This is a genomic window from Candidatus Frankia alpina (assembly GCF_902806485.1).
Classification (GTDB): Bacteria; Actinomycetota; Actinomycetes; order Frankiales; family Frankiaceae; genus Frankia; species Frankia alpina.
Window position 1 is genome coordinate 1 of record NZ_CADCWT010000094.1, and the last position, 16,268, is coordinate 16,268.

At 71.6% G+C, this 16,268-nt stretch carries 14 protein-coding genes and 1 pseudogene; 9 read left to right on the forward strand and 6 right to left on the reverse strand.

Features of this window, described 5'->3' with window-relative positions:
* Positions 1-688: 688 nt before the first annotated feature.
* From clpS to G6R25_RS12155, 3 genes are all read right to left on the reverse strand, one after another.
* Positions 689-979, reverse strand: a complete 291-nt coding sequence (gene clpS / locus G6R25_RS12145) for an ATP-dependent Clp protease adapter ClpS (protein ID WP_136448067.1) — start codon at positions 977-979, stop codon at positions 689-691.
* Between the two features lie 115 nt (positions 980-1,094).
* Entirely contained in the window at positions 1,095-1,760 is a 666-nt protein-coding gene (locus tag G6R25_RS12150) for an NUDIX hydrolase (protein WP_163553070.1), read from the reverse strand.
* Between the two features lie 210 nt (positions 1,761-1,970).
* On the reverse strand, positions 1,971-3,380 hold the full coding sequence (locus G6R25_RS12155) for a nicotinate phosphoribosyltransferase (protein WP_235948186.1): 1,410 nt from the start codon (positions 3,378-3,380) through the stop codon (positions 1,971-1,973).
* A 180-nt stretch (positions 3,381-3,560) separates the two neighbouring features.
* Between G6R25_RS12155 and G6R25_RS26925 the strand changes: the two genes are divergently transcribed.
* The 8 genes from G6R25_RS26925 to G6R25_RS12195 all read left to right on the forward strand — a co-directional run bounded on the left by G6R25_RS26925 (position 3,561) and on the right by G6R25_RS12195 (position 12,296).
* Positions 3,561-3,899: a hypothetical protein gene (locus G6R25_RS26925; protein WP_235948188.1), complete on the forward strand. Its 339-nt coding sequence runs from the start codon at positions 3,561-3,563 to the stop codon at positions 3,897-3,899.
* 169 nt (positions 3,900-4,068) lie between these two features.
* Positions 4,069-5,565, forward strand: a complete 1,497-nt coding sequence (locus G6R25_RS12165; protein WP_163553061.1) for a helix-turn-helix domain-containing protein — start codon at positions 4,069-4,071, stop codon at positions 5,563-5,565.
* Positions 5,566-5,573: 8 nt separating this feature from the next.
* The gene (locus tag G6R25_RS12170; RefSeq protein ID WP_163553062.1) at positions 5,574-6,569 is read left to right on the forward strand and encodes an NAD-dependent epimerase/dehydratase family protein; all 996 of its coding nucleotides are present in this window, start codon (positions 5,574-5,576) and stop codon (positions 6,567-6,569) included.
* A 217-nt stretch (positions 6,570-6,786) separates the two neighbouring features.
* Complete coding sequence (locus G6R25_RS12175; RefSeq protein ID WP_163553063.1) at positions 6,787-7,224, forward strand: hypothetical protein; 438 nt, start codon at positions 6,787-6,789, stop codon at positions 7,222-7,224.
* A 652-nt stretch (positions 7,225-7,876) separates the two neighbouring features.
* Positions 7,877-8,365, forward strand: coding sequence for a transporter (locus tag G6R25_RS12180; RefSeq protein ID WP_163553072.1), 489 nt, complete (start codon positions 7,877-7,879; stop codon positions 8,363-8,365).
* A 102-nt stretch (positions 8,366-8,467) separates the two neighbouring features.
* Entirely contained in the window at positions 8,468-10,756 is a 2,289-nt protein-coding gene (locus tag G6R25_RS12185) for an ABC transporter permease (RefSeq protein ID WP_163553064.1), read from the forward strand.
* A complete protein-coding gene (locus G6R25_RS12190) occupies positions 10,753-11,601 on the forward strand; it encodes an ABC transporter ATP-binding protein (RefSeq protein ID WP_163553065.1) in 849 nt (282 codons plus the stop codon). The genes G6R25_RS12185 and G6R25_RS12190 overlap by 4 nt, the downstream gene beginning before the upstream one ends.
* Entirely contained in the window at positions 11,598-12,296 is a 699-nt protein-coding gene (locus G6R25_RS12195; RefSeq protein WP_163553066.1) for an ABC transporter ATP-binding protein, read from the forward strand. Before G6R25_RS12190 ends, G6R25_RS12195 begins: the two co-directional genes overlap by 4 nt.
* Positions 12,297-12,436: 140 nt before the next feature.
* Here G6R25_RS12195 and G6R25_RS12200 read toward each other — a convergent pair whose 3' ends face one another.
* Positions 12,437-13,786: an ABC transporter substrate-binding protein gene (locus G6R25_RS12200; protein ID WP_163553067.1), complete on the reverse strand. Its 1,350-nt coding sequence runs from the start codon at positions 13,784-13,786 to the stop codon at positions 12,437-12,439.
* A gap of 115 nt (positions 13,787-13,901) precedes the next feature.
* Positions 13,902-15,179: a helix-turn-helix domain-containing protein gene (locus G6R25_RS12205; RefSeq protein WP_163553068.1), complete on the reverse strand. Its 1,278-nt coding sequence runs from the start codon at positions 15,177-15,179 to the stop codon at positions 13,902-13,904.
* 441 nt (positions 15,180-15,620) lie between these two features.
* On the opposite strand from G6R25_RS12205, the gene G6R25_RS12210 reads away from it, so the two are divergent.
* Positions 15,621-15,920, forward strand: coding sequence for a hypothetical protein (locus tag G6R25_RS12210; RefSeq protein WP_163553069.1), 300 nt, complete (start codon positions 15,621-15,623; stop codon positions 15,918-15,920).
* Here G6R25_RS12210 and G6R25_RS12215 read toward each other — a convergent pair.
* Positions 15,885-16,268, reverse strand: a pseudogene (locus G6R25_RS12215) (hypothetical protein); the annotation flags it as partial. The gene G6R25_RS12210 and the pseudogene G6R25_RS12215 overlap by 36 nt on opposite strands.

A 16,268-nucleotide genomic window follows, 5' to 3' on the forward strand; every position in this document is an offset into this window, starting at 1 on the left:
GATACACACAGCCCGGATTCATCGTCAGAGTCCAGCTGAACCGAACAGCGGCGGGTAATGATTCGTGAAATGAATGGCGAATACCGATTGCCGAGTTTTTCGGGGCCGTTACCGCGTAGCTCCCCAGGATTGATCCGGACGAATCCCGCCCGCACCTTCACGGCCCACCGAGCACATTGTCGAACCCCCGCTCGCGGCCGGGCCGACCGGCCCCCGGCATTCCGTCCTCTCCCGCCAGAATCACGCGCCGGCCGGCGCGCGCCGGCGCAGCCTGCCGACGGCGGCCGGCCTCACCCCGCCCGCACCCGATCCAGCTAGCCCTTTGTGGCCCCGTTGGCCATACAGAGTGTCCGAGTTGGGCATGCATGAGCCCCGCGCGACCGCCGCCGCCCGCCGACCCGGCTTCCCGGCCTCCGGCCAGCCCCGCTTCCGGCCGGCTCGGTCCGCGGCCATATTGCGGCCAGATCGTGCCGAGGCTTACGTACGGTTTTACGGCCGAAAACCGTAACCAGGCCTCGGCACGATTCCGTACACAACTGGCCACATAAAGATGCGAAGGGTGCGGCGGCCAGTGAAGCGCGCATCGAACCCCCGAAGCGCCCACCTGCCACCCTGATCAGGCCCCCTGCGGCCACTGGCCACACAGGACTCGCACGTCTGGTCCCGTATCCCCGGCGGGGAGGGCTGGTCAGTCCTGGGCGATCGTCGCCCACAGCCCGTAGGCATGCAGGCGCTCCGCGTCGGCCTCCATCTCCTCCCTGGTACCGGTGGCGACCGAGGCGCGTCCCTTCTGATGGACGTCGAGCATCAGCTCGGTGGCCTTCGACCTGCTGTAGCCGAACAACTTCTGGAAGACGTAGGTCACGTACGACATGAGGTTGATCGGATCGTTCCAGACGATCGTGACCCACGGCCGCTCGTCGTCGAGGGCCTCGTCAACTTCCTCGACGTCGAGTGGCGACACGGCGGTGACAGACACGAGACCTATTGTTACGCCATTCCCGCGCCCTGACCCGCCGCCGGGCACGGTGAGATGCAACGGAGCATGTCACGGTCGCGGCGTGCGACGGCACGGCACCGCGCGGCGCCGACGGTCAGACCGAGCGACGCAGCAGCGGCGGGTGCAGGGCCGTGGCCAAGCCACGCCGGTACAGCTCGGCCGGCCGGCCGCCGCCGCGCGGGGAGGTGCGCTGGCCCAGTGGGACGACGAACCCGGGTGTGGACAGCACCTTGCGCCGGAAGTTCGGGGGATCCAGCGCGACGCCCCAGGCAGCCTCGTAGACGCGGCGCAGGTCGGCGAGGGTGAACTGGTCCTCACAGAAGGCGGCGGCCAGCGGGGTGTACTCTAGCTTCGCGCGAGCCCGCTCCACCCCGTCGGCGACGATCCGTGGATGGTCGAGGGCCAGCATGGGGCCGTCCGCGGAGCCCAGGTCCGCCACCGGCCACCACCGCGCACGGGGGCCGTCGGAGCCGGGCGGCGGCGGCGGCAGGTTCGGCAACAGGGCGAGGTAGGCGACGCTGACCCAGGGCATCCCCGGGTCGCGATGCGGGCCACCGTAGGTGCGCAGCTGCTCGAGATGGCCGGTCATGGTCACCCCGGTCTCGGCCCACAGCCGGCGCGACGCCGAGGTGTCGAGGTCCTCATCGCCGTCGACGAATCCGCCGGGCAGAGCCCAGGGCGCGTCGAACGGCGGGCCGTCCCGGCGGATCAGCAGGACGCAGAGCCGGCCGCCGCGCAGGGTCAGCAGAACCAGGTCCACGCTGACGGCGACAACCGGCGGCCCGGCGGCATCACCGCGAGGCCGCCCGTCGTCGCCGTCACGCGGACCGCGGACCTGATTCGGCGGCGATGCAGGCGGCACCCCTCCAGTCTGGCCATGCTCACCTCACCGCACACGGCCCCCTCCCCGTAGCGACTTTGCGGTGACGCGGGACAGGTCCGACTCGGGACAGGTCCGACGCGGGACAGGTCACACGCGGGTGGTGTGCACCACGGGCAGGCACGGTTGACCGAAACGCACGTCCCGCGCCGTCGGGGGCAGCGCGGCGAAGGCCCGGCCGTGGTGCTCCCGGGCCCGCCTCGTGCCGGTGGGGCCGACCAGATCGGCGTCGACCGGCTCGCCGCCCACGACGATCGGCTGGAGCAGCTCACGGTCTCGGGTCCCACCGGGCCGCAACCCGGAGTCGGCCGCCACCGGCAGCAGGGCGGCGGCGCAGGTCGCGGCGGAGGAGGCGCCAGCGGCCGGGGCCGCAGCGGTCACAGCGGCAGCGGCCGGAGCCGGAGCGGCGGCCGCATAGGCGGGCAAGACGACGTCGGCCACCGCGCGGCCGCTGGGGTCGTGGCGGCGCACCACGCGTTTACGCCCCCCGCGGCTGGTCTTGCCCACCGATTTCTTGGCCACGGCGACGCCATCGACCTCGACGAGTTTGTAGACGAACCCGGCGGTTGGCGCCCCGGACCCGGTGACCAGGCTGGTCCCGACGCCATAGCCGTCCACGGGCGCCTGCGCCAGCCGGGCGATGACGTGCTCGTTGAGGTCCCCGGTGACGATGATCCTGGTGTCGGTGGCACCGAGCCCGTCGAGTTGAGCACGGGCCGCCGTCGCCTGGCCGCCGAGGTCGCCGCTGTCGATCCGGATGGCGCCGAGCTCCGGCCCGGCCGCCGCGACCGCGGCGGCGATGCCCTCGGCAACATCGTAGGTGTCGACGAGCAGCGTCGTGTCGCGGCCCAGCGCGGCCACCTGGGCGGCGAACGCCGCGGCTTCGGTGGGGTGGACGAGGGTGAACGCGTGCGCGCTGGTCCCCACGCTGGGCACGGCGTAGGTCCGGGCCGCCTCCAGGTTGGAGCTGGCCGCGAAGCCCGCCAGGTAGGCCGCGCGCGCGGCCGCCACGGCCGCGGCCTCGTGGGTACGCCGCGAGCCCATCTCCAGGCAGGGCCGCCCGCCGGCCGCGGCGACCATCCGGGCGGCGGCCGCGGCGATCGCGCTGTCGTGGTTGAGGATCGACAGCACGAGCGTCTCCAACAGCACCGATTCGGCGAACGTCCCTTCGACGGCGAGAACCGGCGTGCCGGGGAAGAACGGCTCGCCCTCGGCGAAGGCACGGATGTCGCCGCGGAAGCGGTAGTCCGCCAGCCAGGCTGCGGTGTCGTCGTCGACCGCACCGGCGGCGCGCAGCGCGGCGAGCTCTGGCGGGGCGAAGCGGAAGGCCGCCAGGGCATCGAGCAGCCGGCCGGTGCCGGCGAACACACCGAAGCGGCGGCCGGGCGGCAGCGAACGGGTGAAGACCTCGAAGACCACACGACGGTTCGCCGCCCCGGAGCGGAGCGCCGCCCGCAGCATGGTCAACTCATAGTGATCGGTCATAAGTGCCGTGGACATCCGGAACAGGCTAGGGACGAGCCCGCTCAGATGCGCGTCTCCCAACATCCCGCGGGTAGCGGAAGGGGGCGGGTTCGCCGTGCCGGGTGGTGGTTGGTCCGACGGTGGGGCGGGCGCAATCCTGCATGATGTCCCTCACACCTTGCCGCCCCATACCACCAGCGACCGGAGTACCTCGACGTGACGACGCCCGCGGCCGACCTCGTGCCGGCCGAGTACGTGCCGGCCGAGTGCGCGTCGCGGATGAGGCGGTTCTCGGCCGATCGGCGACAATTCGACAGGACCTGTGTAGTCACCCAACGCCGTCATGCGATCGTCTTGAGCGTGGACCACAGTAATGCCGGCATCTTCATCGTCGTGGTCGGCGGCGCGTTGCTCGCACTGCTCGTGCTCGGCGGCCGAGCCGGTCGGAGCATCGCCCGCGACGTGTCGAGCCGCATCGGCTTCTTCCGTTGGATACTCGTCGCGATCATTGTCGTAGTCATCCTCGATCTGTCCGACGGGTTACCCAACCAATGAACGCCAGGATGGCAGGAACAGCACTGCATAACGCAAGGCAGCGAAGACGTTGCAGGACGCCACCGGACCACCTCCGTATGGGGTGGTCGATTTATGTCACTGCGCTCCCAGATGCCCGACTCGTTACGCTCACTTCGCGTAACACGATTCTCGGACGAGAGGACAGCGGGTGACTGGTCACACCTGGCTCTGGACGCCGCCGCGGGCCACTCCAGCCAGCGTCGGCGTCGGCCAGCTCCTGAGGGCTTACCGGCAGGCCCACGGTCTGACGCAGCAGCAACTGGCCGATCGACTGGGTTTCGACCAATCGTACGTGTCAAAGGTGGAAAGCGGCCGCCGGGCCATCCACGACATCTCGACGCTGCGCCACATCGCCCGCAACCTCGCGCTGTCCCCGGAGGACGTGGGCCTGGCGCCCGGCGCGATGGCGGACCGCAGGCGGGACAGCAGCCCACGCAGTCCCGCGGCCGAACAGGTCGCTGCCAGCCAGCGTGCCTGGCGGCTGACCCGAGACCACCTCAACCACCATCGGATCAGCCTCGCCCGAGCCGCGGTGCGGCTCTACCTGGAGACCGACCGGCTCGGCAGCGGCCTGCTGGCCCGTCCGGGCTGGGTCTGGGACCGACCGGTGGACATCGACGAGGTCGCCCTGCACTGGCAGGACAAGGTCGAACCGCCGCTGATCCGCGGGGACGAGCCGGAGACGGCCGGCAGCCACCCGCTGCTCGGCGGCGGCAGCCCGCAGACCCGGTACCAGCGCTACACCCGGGCGATGCGCGACCTCGACCGGCCGACGCTGTTCGAGAACCGGCTGAGCTTCCGACTGCTGGACATCGCCGGCGACGGCACGGCGCCGGCGACGGCGGACAACCGGCCGACGCTGAACTTCGGGCACACGACCTACTTCGACGCCGTCGACGTGTGCGAGACGGTGGCACACGAGGCGGCCGCCGCGATGGCCGGCACCGGGCTGTCCTGGCCCGCGCTGCCGTTCCGGGCGCGTATCGGCAACCCGTTCGACTTCGGTCGCCGGGTGGCCCTGCCTTCGATCAACACCCTGACGATCCGGCACGATCGGGGCGGCCAGGCGAGTTTTTTCCTGCACCGGCGCAGCGCGGGCTCCGTGGCGACCGCGGGCGGGGTCTACCACGTGATCCCCGCCGGGGTGTTCCAGCCGTCGGGGATCACCGCGTTCCACCACGAGGCCGACTTCGACCTGTGGCGCAACATCATGCGGGAGCTCAGCGAGGAGCTGCTCGGCAACCCCGAGCACGACGGCAGCTCGTCCAGCCCGATCGACTACGACACCGACGAGCCGTTCCGCTCCTTCGAGCAGGCTCGGCGCGCCGGCTCGCTGCGGGTGTCGTACTTCGGCATCGGCCTCGACGCGTTGACCTTGTTCGGCGAGATACTCACCGTCGTGGTTATCGACGCGGATGCCTTCGACAAGCTGTTCGGCGGCATGGTCCAGAGCAACGCCGAGGGCTCGGTCGTCACGGCCGGGCCCAACCGAGCGGTGACCGAGGGTATCCCGTTCACCCACACCTCGCTGCGCCGCCTCGTCGACACCGAGCCCATCGCTCCGTCGGCGGCGGCCTGCCTCGAGCTCGCCTGGCGCCACCGCGAGACGCTGCTGCCCGGCGTGCGCGCGCGGACGGCATCCTGACCCGGGACATGCGCGTTCTGGTCACCGGTGCGTCCGGATTCATCGGCGGAGTGGTCACGGACGCCCTCACCGCCGACGGCCACGCGGTGACCGCGATGGTGCGCGACCACACCTCGGCGTCGGCCTTCGCGCCCGGCGTCGAGGTGGTGGCCGCGGACCTGCTCGACCCGCGGCAGCTCGCCGCCGCCGAGGTGGATCGAGGCTTCGACGGGGTGTGCCATCTCGCGGCCCTGACCCGGGTCCGGGAGTCGCGGATGGCCCCCCTGCGCTATTTCCAGGCCAACCTGACGGGCACCGTCAACCTGCTCACGGCGCTGGAGATCGGCACGGAACGGACCGGGGTCGCGCCCGCGTTCGTGTTCGGCTCCAGCTGCGCCGTCTACGGTGACGTTGATCTGACCGGCGTCCCGGAGAGCCGACCGCCAGACCCGTCCAACCCCTACGGCGCGTCCAAACTCGCCGCCGAGCGCCTGCTGAGCCATCAGGCCGGCACCGGTCTGATCGGCGCGGTCATCCTGCGCTCGTTCAATGTCGCCGGTGCCGTCGCCGGGCGCTTCGACCGGGACGACAGCCGGATCATCCCGGCCGCGATCGCGGTGGCGAGCGGGCGCCGCGACGTCTTCCGCGTCAACGGAGACGGGCGCGCGCTGCGGGAGTACGTCCACGTTGGGGACATGGCCGCCGCTTATCATGCGGCGCTGACGGCGGCCACCCCGGGACGCTGCTCGGTGTTCAACGTGGGCAGCGGCATCGGGGTGAGCATCGCCGACGTGCTGGCGGCCGTCGGCCGGGCCAGCGGGCGCCCGGTGCGCCGCATCCACTGCCCGCCCGTCCCCGAGCCCAAGGCGCTCATCGGGGACAGCCGGCGGATCCGCACCGAGCTGGGCTGGAGCTCGCCCCAGTCGAGCATCGACCAGATCGTCACCGACGCCTGGCAGTTCGGCCGGGCCTCCGGTGGGACCGGGGTGCCACCGCGGCAGCGCAACGTCCCGATCATCACCTGACGTCTCCGACACCGGCTCAAACCGGACATCCCTCGGGGCTACCGCCTACCGTGCACACCCCGTAGCCTGTAGCGAAGTACGATTTCTGGGCTCTGGACCAGCGCCTCCGGCGCGAGCAGCCTGGGGCCTCAGCCCGGACGATCAGGTCCGGCGAACGGTCGGACCAACCCGGTCCGTTCGGCCGGCAGGCAGTTTCGACCCGCGGGACGAAGTGATCATGACAGGCTTTCCCGACCCCGAAGGGCTGGCTGTGATGGTGGCGGACCGACACCTGGGCCCACGGCCCTGCCACGACTACGACTACGACTACCTGGGCTCGTTCACGAGTTGGCCGGCGGCGCACGAGTGGGCCCACCTGCAGGCCGCGATGGGTGGCGTCCCCGGGCCTCTCGAGGTCGAGGATCGGCAGCTCGGGCAGCGCCGACGCGTCTGGGTGGACCGCTGCGCGGACCTGCTCGCGGCAGCCGAGACGCCGGCTGGGAGCCACGCCCCACGGGCCGTCGGGTCCGCAGCCGACCACACCAGGTCTCCCATCGACCACGCTGGGTCTCCCGCCGACCATGCCTCGGTCATCGCGCCGCTCGGCGCCGCGGTGCTCTGCGACGTCCTCGACGCCCCCACCGTCATTCCCGTGCAGCCCCGCCGGTCGGGCTGATCCGCCTCGGCCGCGGGTCAGGCGGGCGCGGGTCAGGCGGGCGCGGGTCAGGCGGGCGCGGGCCAGCGCCCCCCGCGCGGCGGTCGCTTCCGCGATCCAGACCCCGCAATCTCCGCCGATGACCCGAAGGGGCAATTTCCCAGCACGAGAAACCCAACACATCGGCATCGCCAGCGGATACGTGGGCCGGGCGGCGGGCGGCGGGCGGCCTGCGGCGCTCCGGCCTGGGCGAATCGGGCTGCGCCCGCCTGCCGCGCTGCTCGGACGGGACACCACACCGACGGATCCGGGCGCTGGCCTGCGCCGGGAGCGCCGCCCGCCGGAGCCGGTTCGCGGGCTCGGGCCGGCCGGCAGCGACGGACCGATCGTCCTGGGGTCGACGGTCGCCGGCATAAGCCCCAGACTGTCCGTAGGCGGACATACCTGACCGCCCTCGTGGACGTTCGCCTATCCTCGTATACCGAATGCAACGAAACCTCCCGTGCCGCCGGAGCTCGCCAGGAACATCCGTGGGCCACCCGACAGAGCACCTGTTCAGCTCCGAGCACTAATCTGACGTCTGTCGTGACCCGGATCGTCGACCGGGACGGGCGCCAGGCGGGATACCGCACCCAAACGACCGATGACGAGACGCTCCATGGGGGAGACGAAAGTGGACGAGCAGACCGCTGGGACCGGTAATCCGCGGCCCACGTCGCGCCTGGTGGTCGACGTGGGCCGTGCGCTGCGTGGATGGGTGGTGGCGGCGGCCGGCGGCGTTCTACTTCTCGGCTGCTACCTGGGCGTCTCCAAGGAGACGGATGTCGCGCTACAACTACCGTACGTGGTGTCTGGCGGTTTCGGCGGGTTGGCGCTCGTCCTGATCGGCAGCGCGCTGCTGGTGGCCGACCGCTTCGACGCGGCCCAGTCCGCGCAGGCCCGCACCGTCGGCCAGGTCGACGACCTGCACTCGCTGATCATCGCGGCCGCCACCACCGGTGCGGAAGTCGACGGCGAGGCACCCACCGCCCCGGCCCAGGCGGCCTACCAGCAACAGCCCGCCGCCCCGCCGCAGAACTCCTACTTCAACGCGACCGGCGGCGCCGTGGCGGGTGGGCCCGCACAGCCGGCGGGAATCAGCGCCCCCGGCCCGCGCGCCTGACCCGCCGGCGTCTCCCCGCGTTGCGACGGCGCCCCGGAAGGCGAGCGTTCCCGTGATCAGATTTGACCCGGCCGGCGACGGCGGACGCCGAGAGGGTGGCCGATGACCAGCATTGACCTGGCGCTGGCCGGCGTCTCGCTGGGCGCGATCACCGCCCTGTCCGGCATCGGCCTGCTGGTCACCTATCGCACCAACGGCGTGCTCAACCTCGCTCAGGGCGGGATCGCCACCCTGGTGGCGTACGTCTTCCGCGAGATGGTCGTCGAGTGGAACCTGCCGATCTGGCTGGCCGCCGTGATCTCCCTCGCCGTGGTGTCCCCCGGCATCGGGCTGCTGCTCGAACGGCTCGTGTTCCGGCCGCTGGCCCGCCGCCGGGCGTCGGCTGCCGAGTCCCTCGTCGCCAGCCTCGGCGTGCTGGTCCTGAGCCTCGGCATCACCGCGGGCATCTGGGGGCTGGGGTCGCGCAGTGACGCACCCAGCATCTTCCCGAACTCGTCGGTCCAGCTGTTCGGCGACACTCGGATCGGGGCCGACGCCCTGGCCGAACTGGTCATGGTCATCGTGTTCGCCGGGGTCATCGGGGTCATCGCCGCCCGGACCGCCTTCGGCCGCCAGATCCGGGCCGTCGTCGACGCCCGGCAGCTCGCCGAGCTGTCGGGCGTGCCCGCCGACAAGGTCGCGGCCGCCGGCTGGGCCGCCGGCACCACGATGGCGGGACTGACCGGCATCCTGCTCGCCCCCCGCTTCCAGCTCACCCCCTACGGCCTGACCCTGCTGGTCCTGGAGACCTTCGCGGTGGTCGTGGCCGCCCGGCTGTCGAGCATGACGGTCGCGGTCCTCACCGCACTGGGCATCGCGATCCTGCAGAGCGAACTCAAGCAGTTCACCCTCCACGGCGACGCCGGCCAGATCCTGACCGTGCTCCAGTCGAACCTGTTCATCGTCGCCCTGCTGGTCCTGCTGCTGGCCGTCCCGAAGCTGCGGGAGCTGGGTTCGGGCGACTCCGGGGCGACGACGAGCTTCTCCAGCCGCGATGCCCCGCCGTCCGGGCGGGTCAGCGGGGTCCGGCTCCGTCGGGACTACCTCGGCAAGCTGGGCGGTGGGGCGCTGCTGCTCGCGCCGCTCACCTTCGCGCCCTCCGACCTGCGCTCGGCGTTCATGGTGCCGGCGCTGGCCCTGATCTTCCTGTCGATGGTGATCGTCACCGGCTACAGCGGGCAGCTCTCCCTCGGGGCCGCCGGCTTCGCGGGCCTCGGCGCGCTGCTGTCGCTCAAGCTCGCCAACGGCGACCTGTTCGGCCTGCCGGCGATGCCGGGGATCGCGTCGATGTTCGTCGGCGCGCTCCTGGTCGCCCCCATCGGCCTGATCACCGGCTACCCGGCGATCCGGCGCCGAGGACTGACGCTGGCCCTGACCACCTTCGCCGTCGGCGCGGTTGTGAGCCGGTTCGTCTTCGAACAGCCCACCTTCGCCACCGGGCTGTATCTGGACCCGCTGACGCTGTTCGGCTGGGAGCTGTCCGAGAAGGCATTCTACGTCTTCGAGCTGATCTGTCTGGGCATCGGCCTGCTGGTGGTGCGCAACCTGCACCAAGGCCGGCTCGGCCGGGCCCTGCTCGCCCTGCGCGACCACTCCGAGGGCGCGGCCGCGGTCGGCGTCGACGTGCGCAACCTCAAGCTGCTGGCGTTCACCGTCTCCTCCGTCATCGCCGGGCTCGGCGGGACCTTGCTCGTGCACAGCAGCTACTCGTTCTCCGCCGACGACTTCGCCCCGTTGCAGAGCCTGCTGTGGTTCACCGCGGTCGTCGTGTTCGGCGCGGACAGCGCGGCCGGCGCGATCGTGGCCGCCGCCTTCATGGTCACGATCGACGTGCTGGCCCCGGCCGGGTCGTCGACGCTGGCCATCGGCATCCTGGCGCTCGCCCTGGGGTGGATGCCCGGCGGACTCGCCTCGGCCGTGCGCGGCATGCTTCGGCTGCTCGCCCAGTACCTCGCCGACAGCTTCGTCGACCCCAACCAGCGCGCCCCCCGGCCGGTGCCCGTGCGCATCTCCGCGGTGGGCCACCTACCTGCCACCACCGGCATCACCGGCATCACCGGCCTCCCCGGGATCGGCTCGACCCTGAGGGCGGCCCGCGCCGGGCACTACGCCCGCTGGCCGCTGTCCGGTAACCAGGATGGGCTGCCCGCGGGCGCCCCGCGGCTCACGCCGTTCGGCGCCGGCCTGGTGGGGATGGTCCAGCAGTACGCCGCTACCCAGACCGCGGGGGCCCGTCGGCGGCAGGCCACCGACCCGGCCGGCGCCCCGCGCCCGACGCTGCCGCGGCCGGCCGGCCCGACGCCCACCGGGGCCGGGGCCGAGGCCCACCCAGCCGAGGGAGGCCGGGCATGAGCCGGCACGTGCTCCAGGTCGTGGGCCTGGTCCGTCGCTACGGCGGCCTGACCGCGGTCGACCATGTCGACCTCGTCGCTCCACCGGGCATGATCACCGGTCTCATCGGACCGAACGGCGCCGGCAAGTCGACGCTGTTCAGCCTGCTCACCGGCGTCGAGCAACCGGACGAGGGCAAGGTCGTCCTCGGCAGCACGGACATCACCAGGATGCGCCCAGACATCCGCTCCCGGCGTGGCCTGGTGCAGACCTTCCAGGTCCCCTCACTGTTCCCCACCCTCACCGTCGCGGATAACCTGCTCGTCGGTGCGGAGAACCGGCGCCGGGACTACGCCGGCGGCCTGCTGGGCCTGTCCGCCCAGGGCCAGGGTCGGATCAGCCACAGCGCCGAGCGCGTGCTCGAACGGCTGGGTCTGGCCCCAAAGGGACCAGTGACCCAGATCGTCGAGGAGGTCCTGGACTCCCTCGGCCTGTCCGACGTGCGCGACACGATCGCCGGGACGCTGCCCACCGGGGCGCTGCGGCTGGTGGAGTTCGCCCGGGCGTTGTGCGCGCGCCCGGACATCCTGCTGCTCGACGAGCCCGCCAGCGGCCTGGACAGCGAGGAGACCGCCAAGCTGTCGCAGCTGCTGCGGCGGACTGCCGCCGGCGGGGTCGGCATCGTCATCGTCGATCACGACGTCGACCTCGTCTTCTCCGTCGTCGACCAGGTGTATGCGATGGTGGGCGGCCGGGTCGTCGCGTCCGGCGACCCGGAGACGGTCCGCAACGACCCGACCGTGCGGTCGGTGTACCTGGCGCAGGCACCCCTCGCTGCAGCGGGGCACTCCAGGGAGGCACATTGACGACGGCGACCGCCGAGCTCGCACTGACGGGAGCCCGCGCCGGCTACGGCACGGTCGAGGTCCTGCACGGCCTCGACCTCGCCATCCCGGCCGGGAAGGTGACCGCGCTGCTGGGGGCGAACGGCGCGGGCAAGTCCACCACGCTGCGGGTACTGTCGGGGCTGATCCCGCTGCGGGCGGGCGCCCTGACCTGGCGCGGCCAGGACATCACCCGGCTGTCCACCGTGGACCGGGCGCGGCGCGGCCTGATGCTGGTGCCGGACGAACGGGCCGTGTTCGCCACCCTGTCGGTCCGGGACAACCTGCAGATCATCGCCGAGACGAGCGGGCATCCCGACATCACCCCGGCGCTGGAGTCCTTCCCTCGGCTGCGCGAGCGGCTCACCCAGCGGGCCGGTTCGATGTCCGGCGGCGAGCGCCGGATGCTGGCGCTGGCCAGGGCCCTGCTCGCCCGCCCGTCGGTGCTCATGGTCGATGAGCTGTCGCTCGGCCTGTCGCCGAAGGTCGCCGCGGACCTGTTCGGCTGGCTGGCGACCGTGGCCGCCTCCGGCACCACGGTCCTGCTCGCCGACCAGTACACCGAGCAGGCGCTGGCCATGGCCGACCTGGTCTACGTCCTGCACCGGGGCGAACGGTCCTTCGCCGGCACCCCCGCCGACTTCGCCGGCGGCGCGGCCACCGGCGCCTCCGCCTAACCGCTGCGCTGCGCTGCGGGCCGGCCTGCTGCGGGCCGCCGAATGCCCTGCAACGAGACGGGCCCCGGCCGGGAATCACCCGCGGGTGCGGGGATCCCGGCCGGGGCCCGAATCTTCTCGGCGGCCACCGCCGCCAGCCGTCAGCCTGCCGGGTAACCCAGGTTCGGGACGGTAAAGCAGTTCGTGTTCATGTCCTTGACCTGGGTCTCCCAGCCACCCTTGCCGCCGTTCGCCGAGTCCTTCCAGCGGGCGACGTTCAGGCAGTTCTTGTCCTGCGCGGGTGGTTGCGCAGCCTTCGTGAAGTTGCGACCGGCCGAGACGAGCAGCCCGTGGCCGTCATAGTCCTTGCCGTTGTTCATCAACGCCTCGACGCACGTGCGGGTCACGTTCGCGTCGCAGGACCGGATCGCGTCGGTCAGCCACTGGGCCGCGACGTAGCCTTCCAGCGTCCACAGGTTCTCCTTGGCCACCCGGTCGGGCGCCGCCGCCTGGAGATCCTTCTGGAACTGCGCCACCGCGGGGATCGAGGTGTCCTGGTAGTTGGCCGTGCCGCTGGTCGAGTAGATGGTGTTCCGGCAGTTCGGCGACGCGCTGTAGATCTGGCCGATGTTGTTCGCCCAGCCCTGCGGCGTGGCCACCTTGGCCTGCAGTGTCATCTTCTGGCTCTCGATGGAGCTGCACAGCCGCGCGTTGCCGCCGTCGTCCATCGCGTCGAAGACGATCTGCACGCCGCGCCGCTTGAGGTCGAGCACCGCAGAGTCCCAGTTCGGCGCCCCGAGGTTGATCTCCTCCTCGACTACGTTGTAGCCCTCCTTGCGCAGACCGTCGGCCACCGACTTGGCGTAGCGCTGCGATTGGGCGACGTTGTAGTACACGACCCCGGCCACGTTGGTGCGCAGATTCTGCTTGAACCAGCGGTAAGTCTCCGTCCCCGCGTACAACGTGCCGTTGTAGCCGGGGCGGTCGCCGTTGCGCGGGTAGTAGCTACCGTAGATCGAGTACAGGTGCGGGTACTGGTCGTATTCGGTGCCGACGGGCTGGCCGCCGATGTCGGGCACGCCCTTCGAGTTGATGTACTGCGCACCCGCGTAGTTGAACGCGGTCACACCGGCGAGCGCGAAGACCTTCTCGTCGTCGACGAGCTTGTGCGCACAGCTGACGTTTCCGTCGGGGCTGCCCTTGTCGTCGCACTCGGCGAGGTTCACGCTACGACCGTTCACGCCGCCGGCCGCGTTGAGCGCCTTAAAGTAGGCCCTCGCCCCGTACAGCGATGCGGAGAACGTGTCGGGACCGAAGCCGCTGCTCAGACCGGCGATCGTACCGATCTTGATCTCGGTGGGTGTGACCCCGACGTCGGAGGCGGTGTTGTTCGACGCACCGGCCTGCGTGCTGGCGGCCGTGGTCGGCTCAGTGTTGCCCGCCCGGCTGCCGCAGGCGACGAGCGCCAGCGACGACAGCACAACGACGGCGACGAGCGATTTCGCCCGCATGGACATGCTCTCCCCAGGTAGATCGGTGACGCTCGAACGGTACGGCCGGATCCACGCCCTCGATACGTCAGGCTGACGACAGCCAACCAGCCGCCGCCGACTACGTACCGTTACATCAACCGACGTTGCGTACAAACATGCGGCGCCACCAGCTTCGACGCACCGCAGGCGCGCTCGCGCGCGCCACCGGTGCCTCCTCCGCGGCCGGGGAGCTCTCCCCGCCCACGCCGTGATCGCCCTCCCCGTGACCCGTTCCCGCCCCCTTGGCCGGCGCGACAGCGCTGTCGTTGGCCGATTCCGCGGAAGGGAGAACGCCGGTCCCCGTCCGGTCGCCGCCCCCGCCGTTGGCCGCAGCCGCCGCGGGGACCGCCTCCGTCCCGAAAGGCTCGGCTACCGTACCGTCCGGCAGCTCCGTCGATGGCGTGGCATCGCCCGAGGCCTTCGCCGGCCCAGGCGGGATCGTGCTCCCCAATCGGGCCATCGCGTCATCGAGGGCGGCCAGGACCTGCCCGAGGGTCGCCACCGGATCCTCTGCCTCGGCGGGGGCGGGGATCGCCTCGGCCGCAATCACGGCCGCAGCCGGTTCCGCTGGCACCGCCACGATCGGCGCCGACGCCTCCACCGACACCGGCTCCGCGGTCGGCTCGGGCGCTGAGATCGACTCAGGCTCAGACGTCGACTCAGGCTCAGGCTCAGGCGTCGACTCGGATTCGATGGCTGGCGCAACGTCCGCGGGAAGAACCGACGCGGATTCCACGACCGGCACGGCGATCACTTCCACAATCGGCGGGGGCCCGCCCGCCGGTCGCGACTCAGCCGTGGCGGGCGGGGTCGGCACGGGCTCCACGACCGGCTGGCCGGCCACGTCCTGCGCCGGCGTGGACTCCCCTGCCGGCTCCGGCTCGACAACCAGCTCCGGCTCGACGACCGGCTCCGGGACCGGGAGCGGCGCAGATTCCAGGACCGGCACCGGCTCGACCGCCGACACCGGCTCCAGGGCCGGCTCCGTGCCCCCTAGCGGCTCGACCTCCGCCGCCGGCGCGTCGTCGGCGACCTGCGCTTCAGCCGAGGCCGACTCGGGAGCCGGCTCCACGGGGGTGGCCGGCTCCACGGCGGTGCGGGCGCTCACGGCAACCAGACTCACCGGCGCCGGATCGGCCGGGACGGAACCGGCCGGGACGTCGGTAGCCGCGACGGCCGCCTCCGGCAGCCGATTGAGGATGCGGCCGCCGGCGCCCTGCGCGCGCAGCAGCTGTCCCGTCTGCGCAAGTCGCCGGCAGACCTGGTTCACCGTGCCCCGGCTCGCCCCGGTCGCCGCGGCCAGCCTGCCGTCGTCCAATCCCTCGGGAGCCTTGGCGAGCTGGTCGAGTATCCGCTCAGCAACAGTAGCCACAAAGCGGACGCTATACGCCAACTGCCATTCGGTGACAAGCGGGGTCGCCTCACGCGGTAATCGTGTCCATACCGCTGCCGTTGGCATCCGCAATGCTGGTCGTACCTGCTCTCAGCCCCGCTCGGCACATCCCCATCTGCGTGGATCCGCGCGCGGCACGGCGAACCGACCGGCCGCACCCGACCACCGTCGCCCGCCGATGCCGCGGCGCCTGAGGGAAACCGGTGTAACCGACGTTGTCTGCGCCGGACGGGGATGCCCGAGAGCGGGAGTCGGATCCACAGAGCCTCCCCCGCCACACACGGAACGTCACCATCGATGACTTGTCAGCTACAGATAGCTATATTTTGCCGGAGAGTCGCCGCGTGGCCGAGGCCCGGATCCACCGGCCGAACTGCCGAGCGACCGTGGCCGTCCGGTCCGTCGAACACGGGATGGGGGTTGCGGCTGGGCTCGCTGTTCCTCGCGGTCGCACTGACCGCCGCCGGGCTGCTGTGCCCGGACAGGCACGCGGTGATCAGTCTCCCGCTGGCCTACGTCTGCGTCTGGGCGGCCATCCGGCTGCCACTGTGGAAGGTCGCCGCCCGCGACGACCTGTTCTACGGCACCTACATCTACTCGACACCGGTGCAGCAGCTACTGCTCATCTACGGTCTGCACCGGCACTGCGCCACCAGGTGCTGGCCACGAGCAGCAGGGCGGCCGTCAGCAGGGCGACGCCGAGCAGACCGCCGGCGATGATGGCCTCCCCCAGGCCCTGTCGTAAGGGACGGCGAGGCCGCCGGCGCCGTAGCCGAACCAGGGCCGGGTGTCGAGGACGAAGTTCCAGGCCCGCGCTGAGGAACCAGTCGGCCGGAACCCGTCGGCGGTGTACTGGGCGAACAGGCCGTGGGAACCGGCGCCGGGGATCAGCATCTGCAGCATCCAGGTGCCGTTCCATCGCACCAGCCCGCACAGCAGGAAGATCTTGGAGACGCACAGCACGCCGCCGACCAGGATCGGCAGGACGACGAGCGCGAGGACGACCGGCCGATCGCGGCCGCGTTCGGGTCGGGAGAGCAGGTGGACCGCCGCGAACAGGGCGAGGCA

Excerpts from the sequence above, each read along its gene's own strand:
- G6R25_RS12175 (WP_163553063.1), top strand. The coding sequence starts at position 6,787 with ATGACAGGCTTTCCCGACCCCGAAGGGCTGGCTGTGATGGTGGCGGAC.
- G6R25_RS12200 (WP_163553067.1), bottom strand. The coding sequence starts at position 13,786 with ATGCGGGCGAAATCGCTCGTCGCCGTCGTTGTGCTGTCGTCGCTGGCG.
- G6R25_RS12185 (WP_163553064.1), top strand. The coding sequence starts at position 8,468 with ATGACCAGCATTGACCTGGCGCTGGCCGGCGTCTCGCTGGGCGCGATC.
- G6R25_RS12190 (WP_163553065.1), top strand. The coding sequence starts at position 10,753 with ATGAGCCGGCACGTGCTCCAGGTCGTGGGCCTGGTCCGTCGCTACGGC.
- G6R25_RS12155 (WP_235948186.1), bottom strand. The coding sequence starts at position 3,380 with ATGTCCACGGCACTTATGACCGATCACTATGAGTTGACCATGCTGCGG.
- G6R25_RS12170 (WP_163553062.1), top strand. The coding sequence starts at position 5,574 with ATGCGCGTTCTGGTCACCGGTGCGTCCGGATTCATCGGCGGAGTGGTC.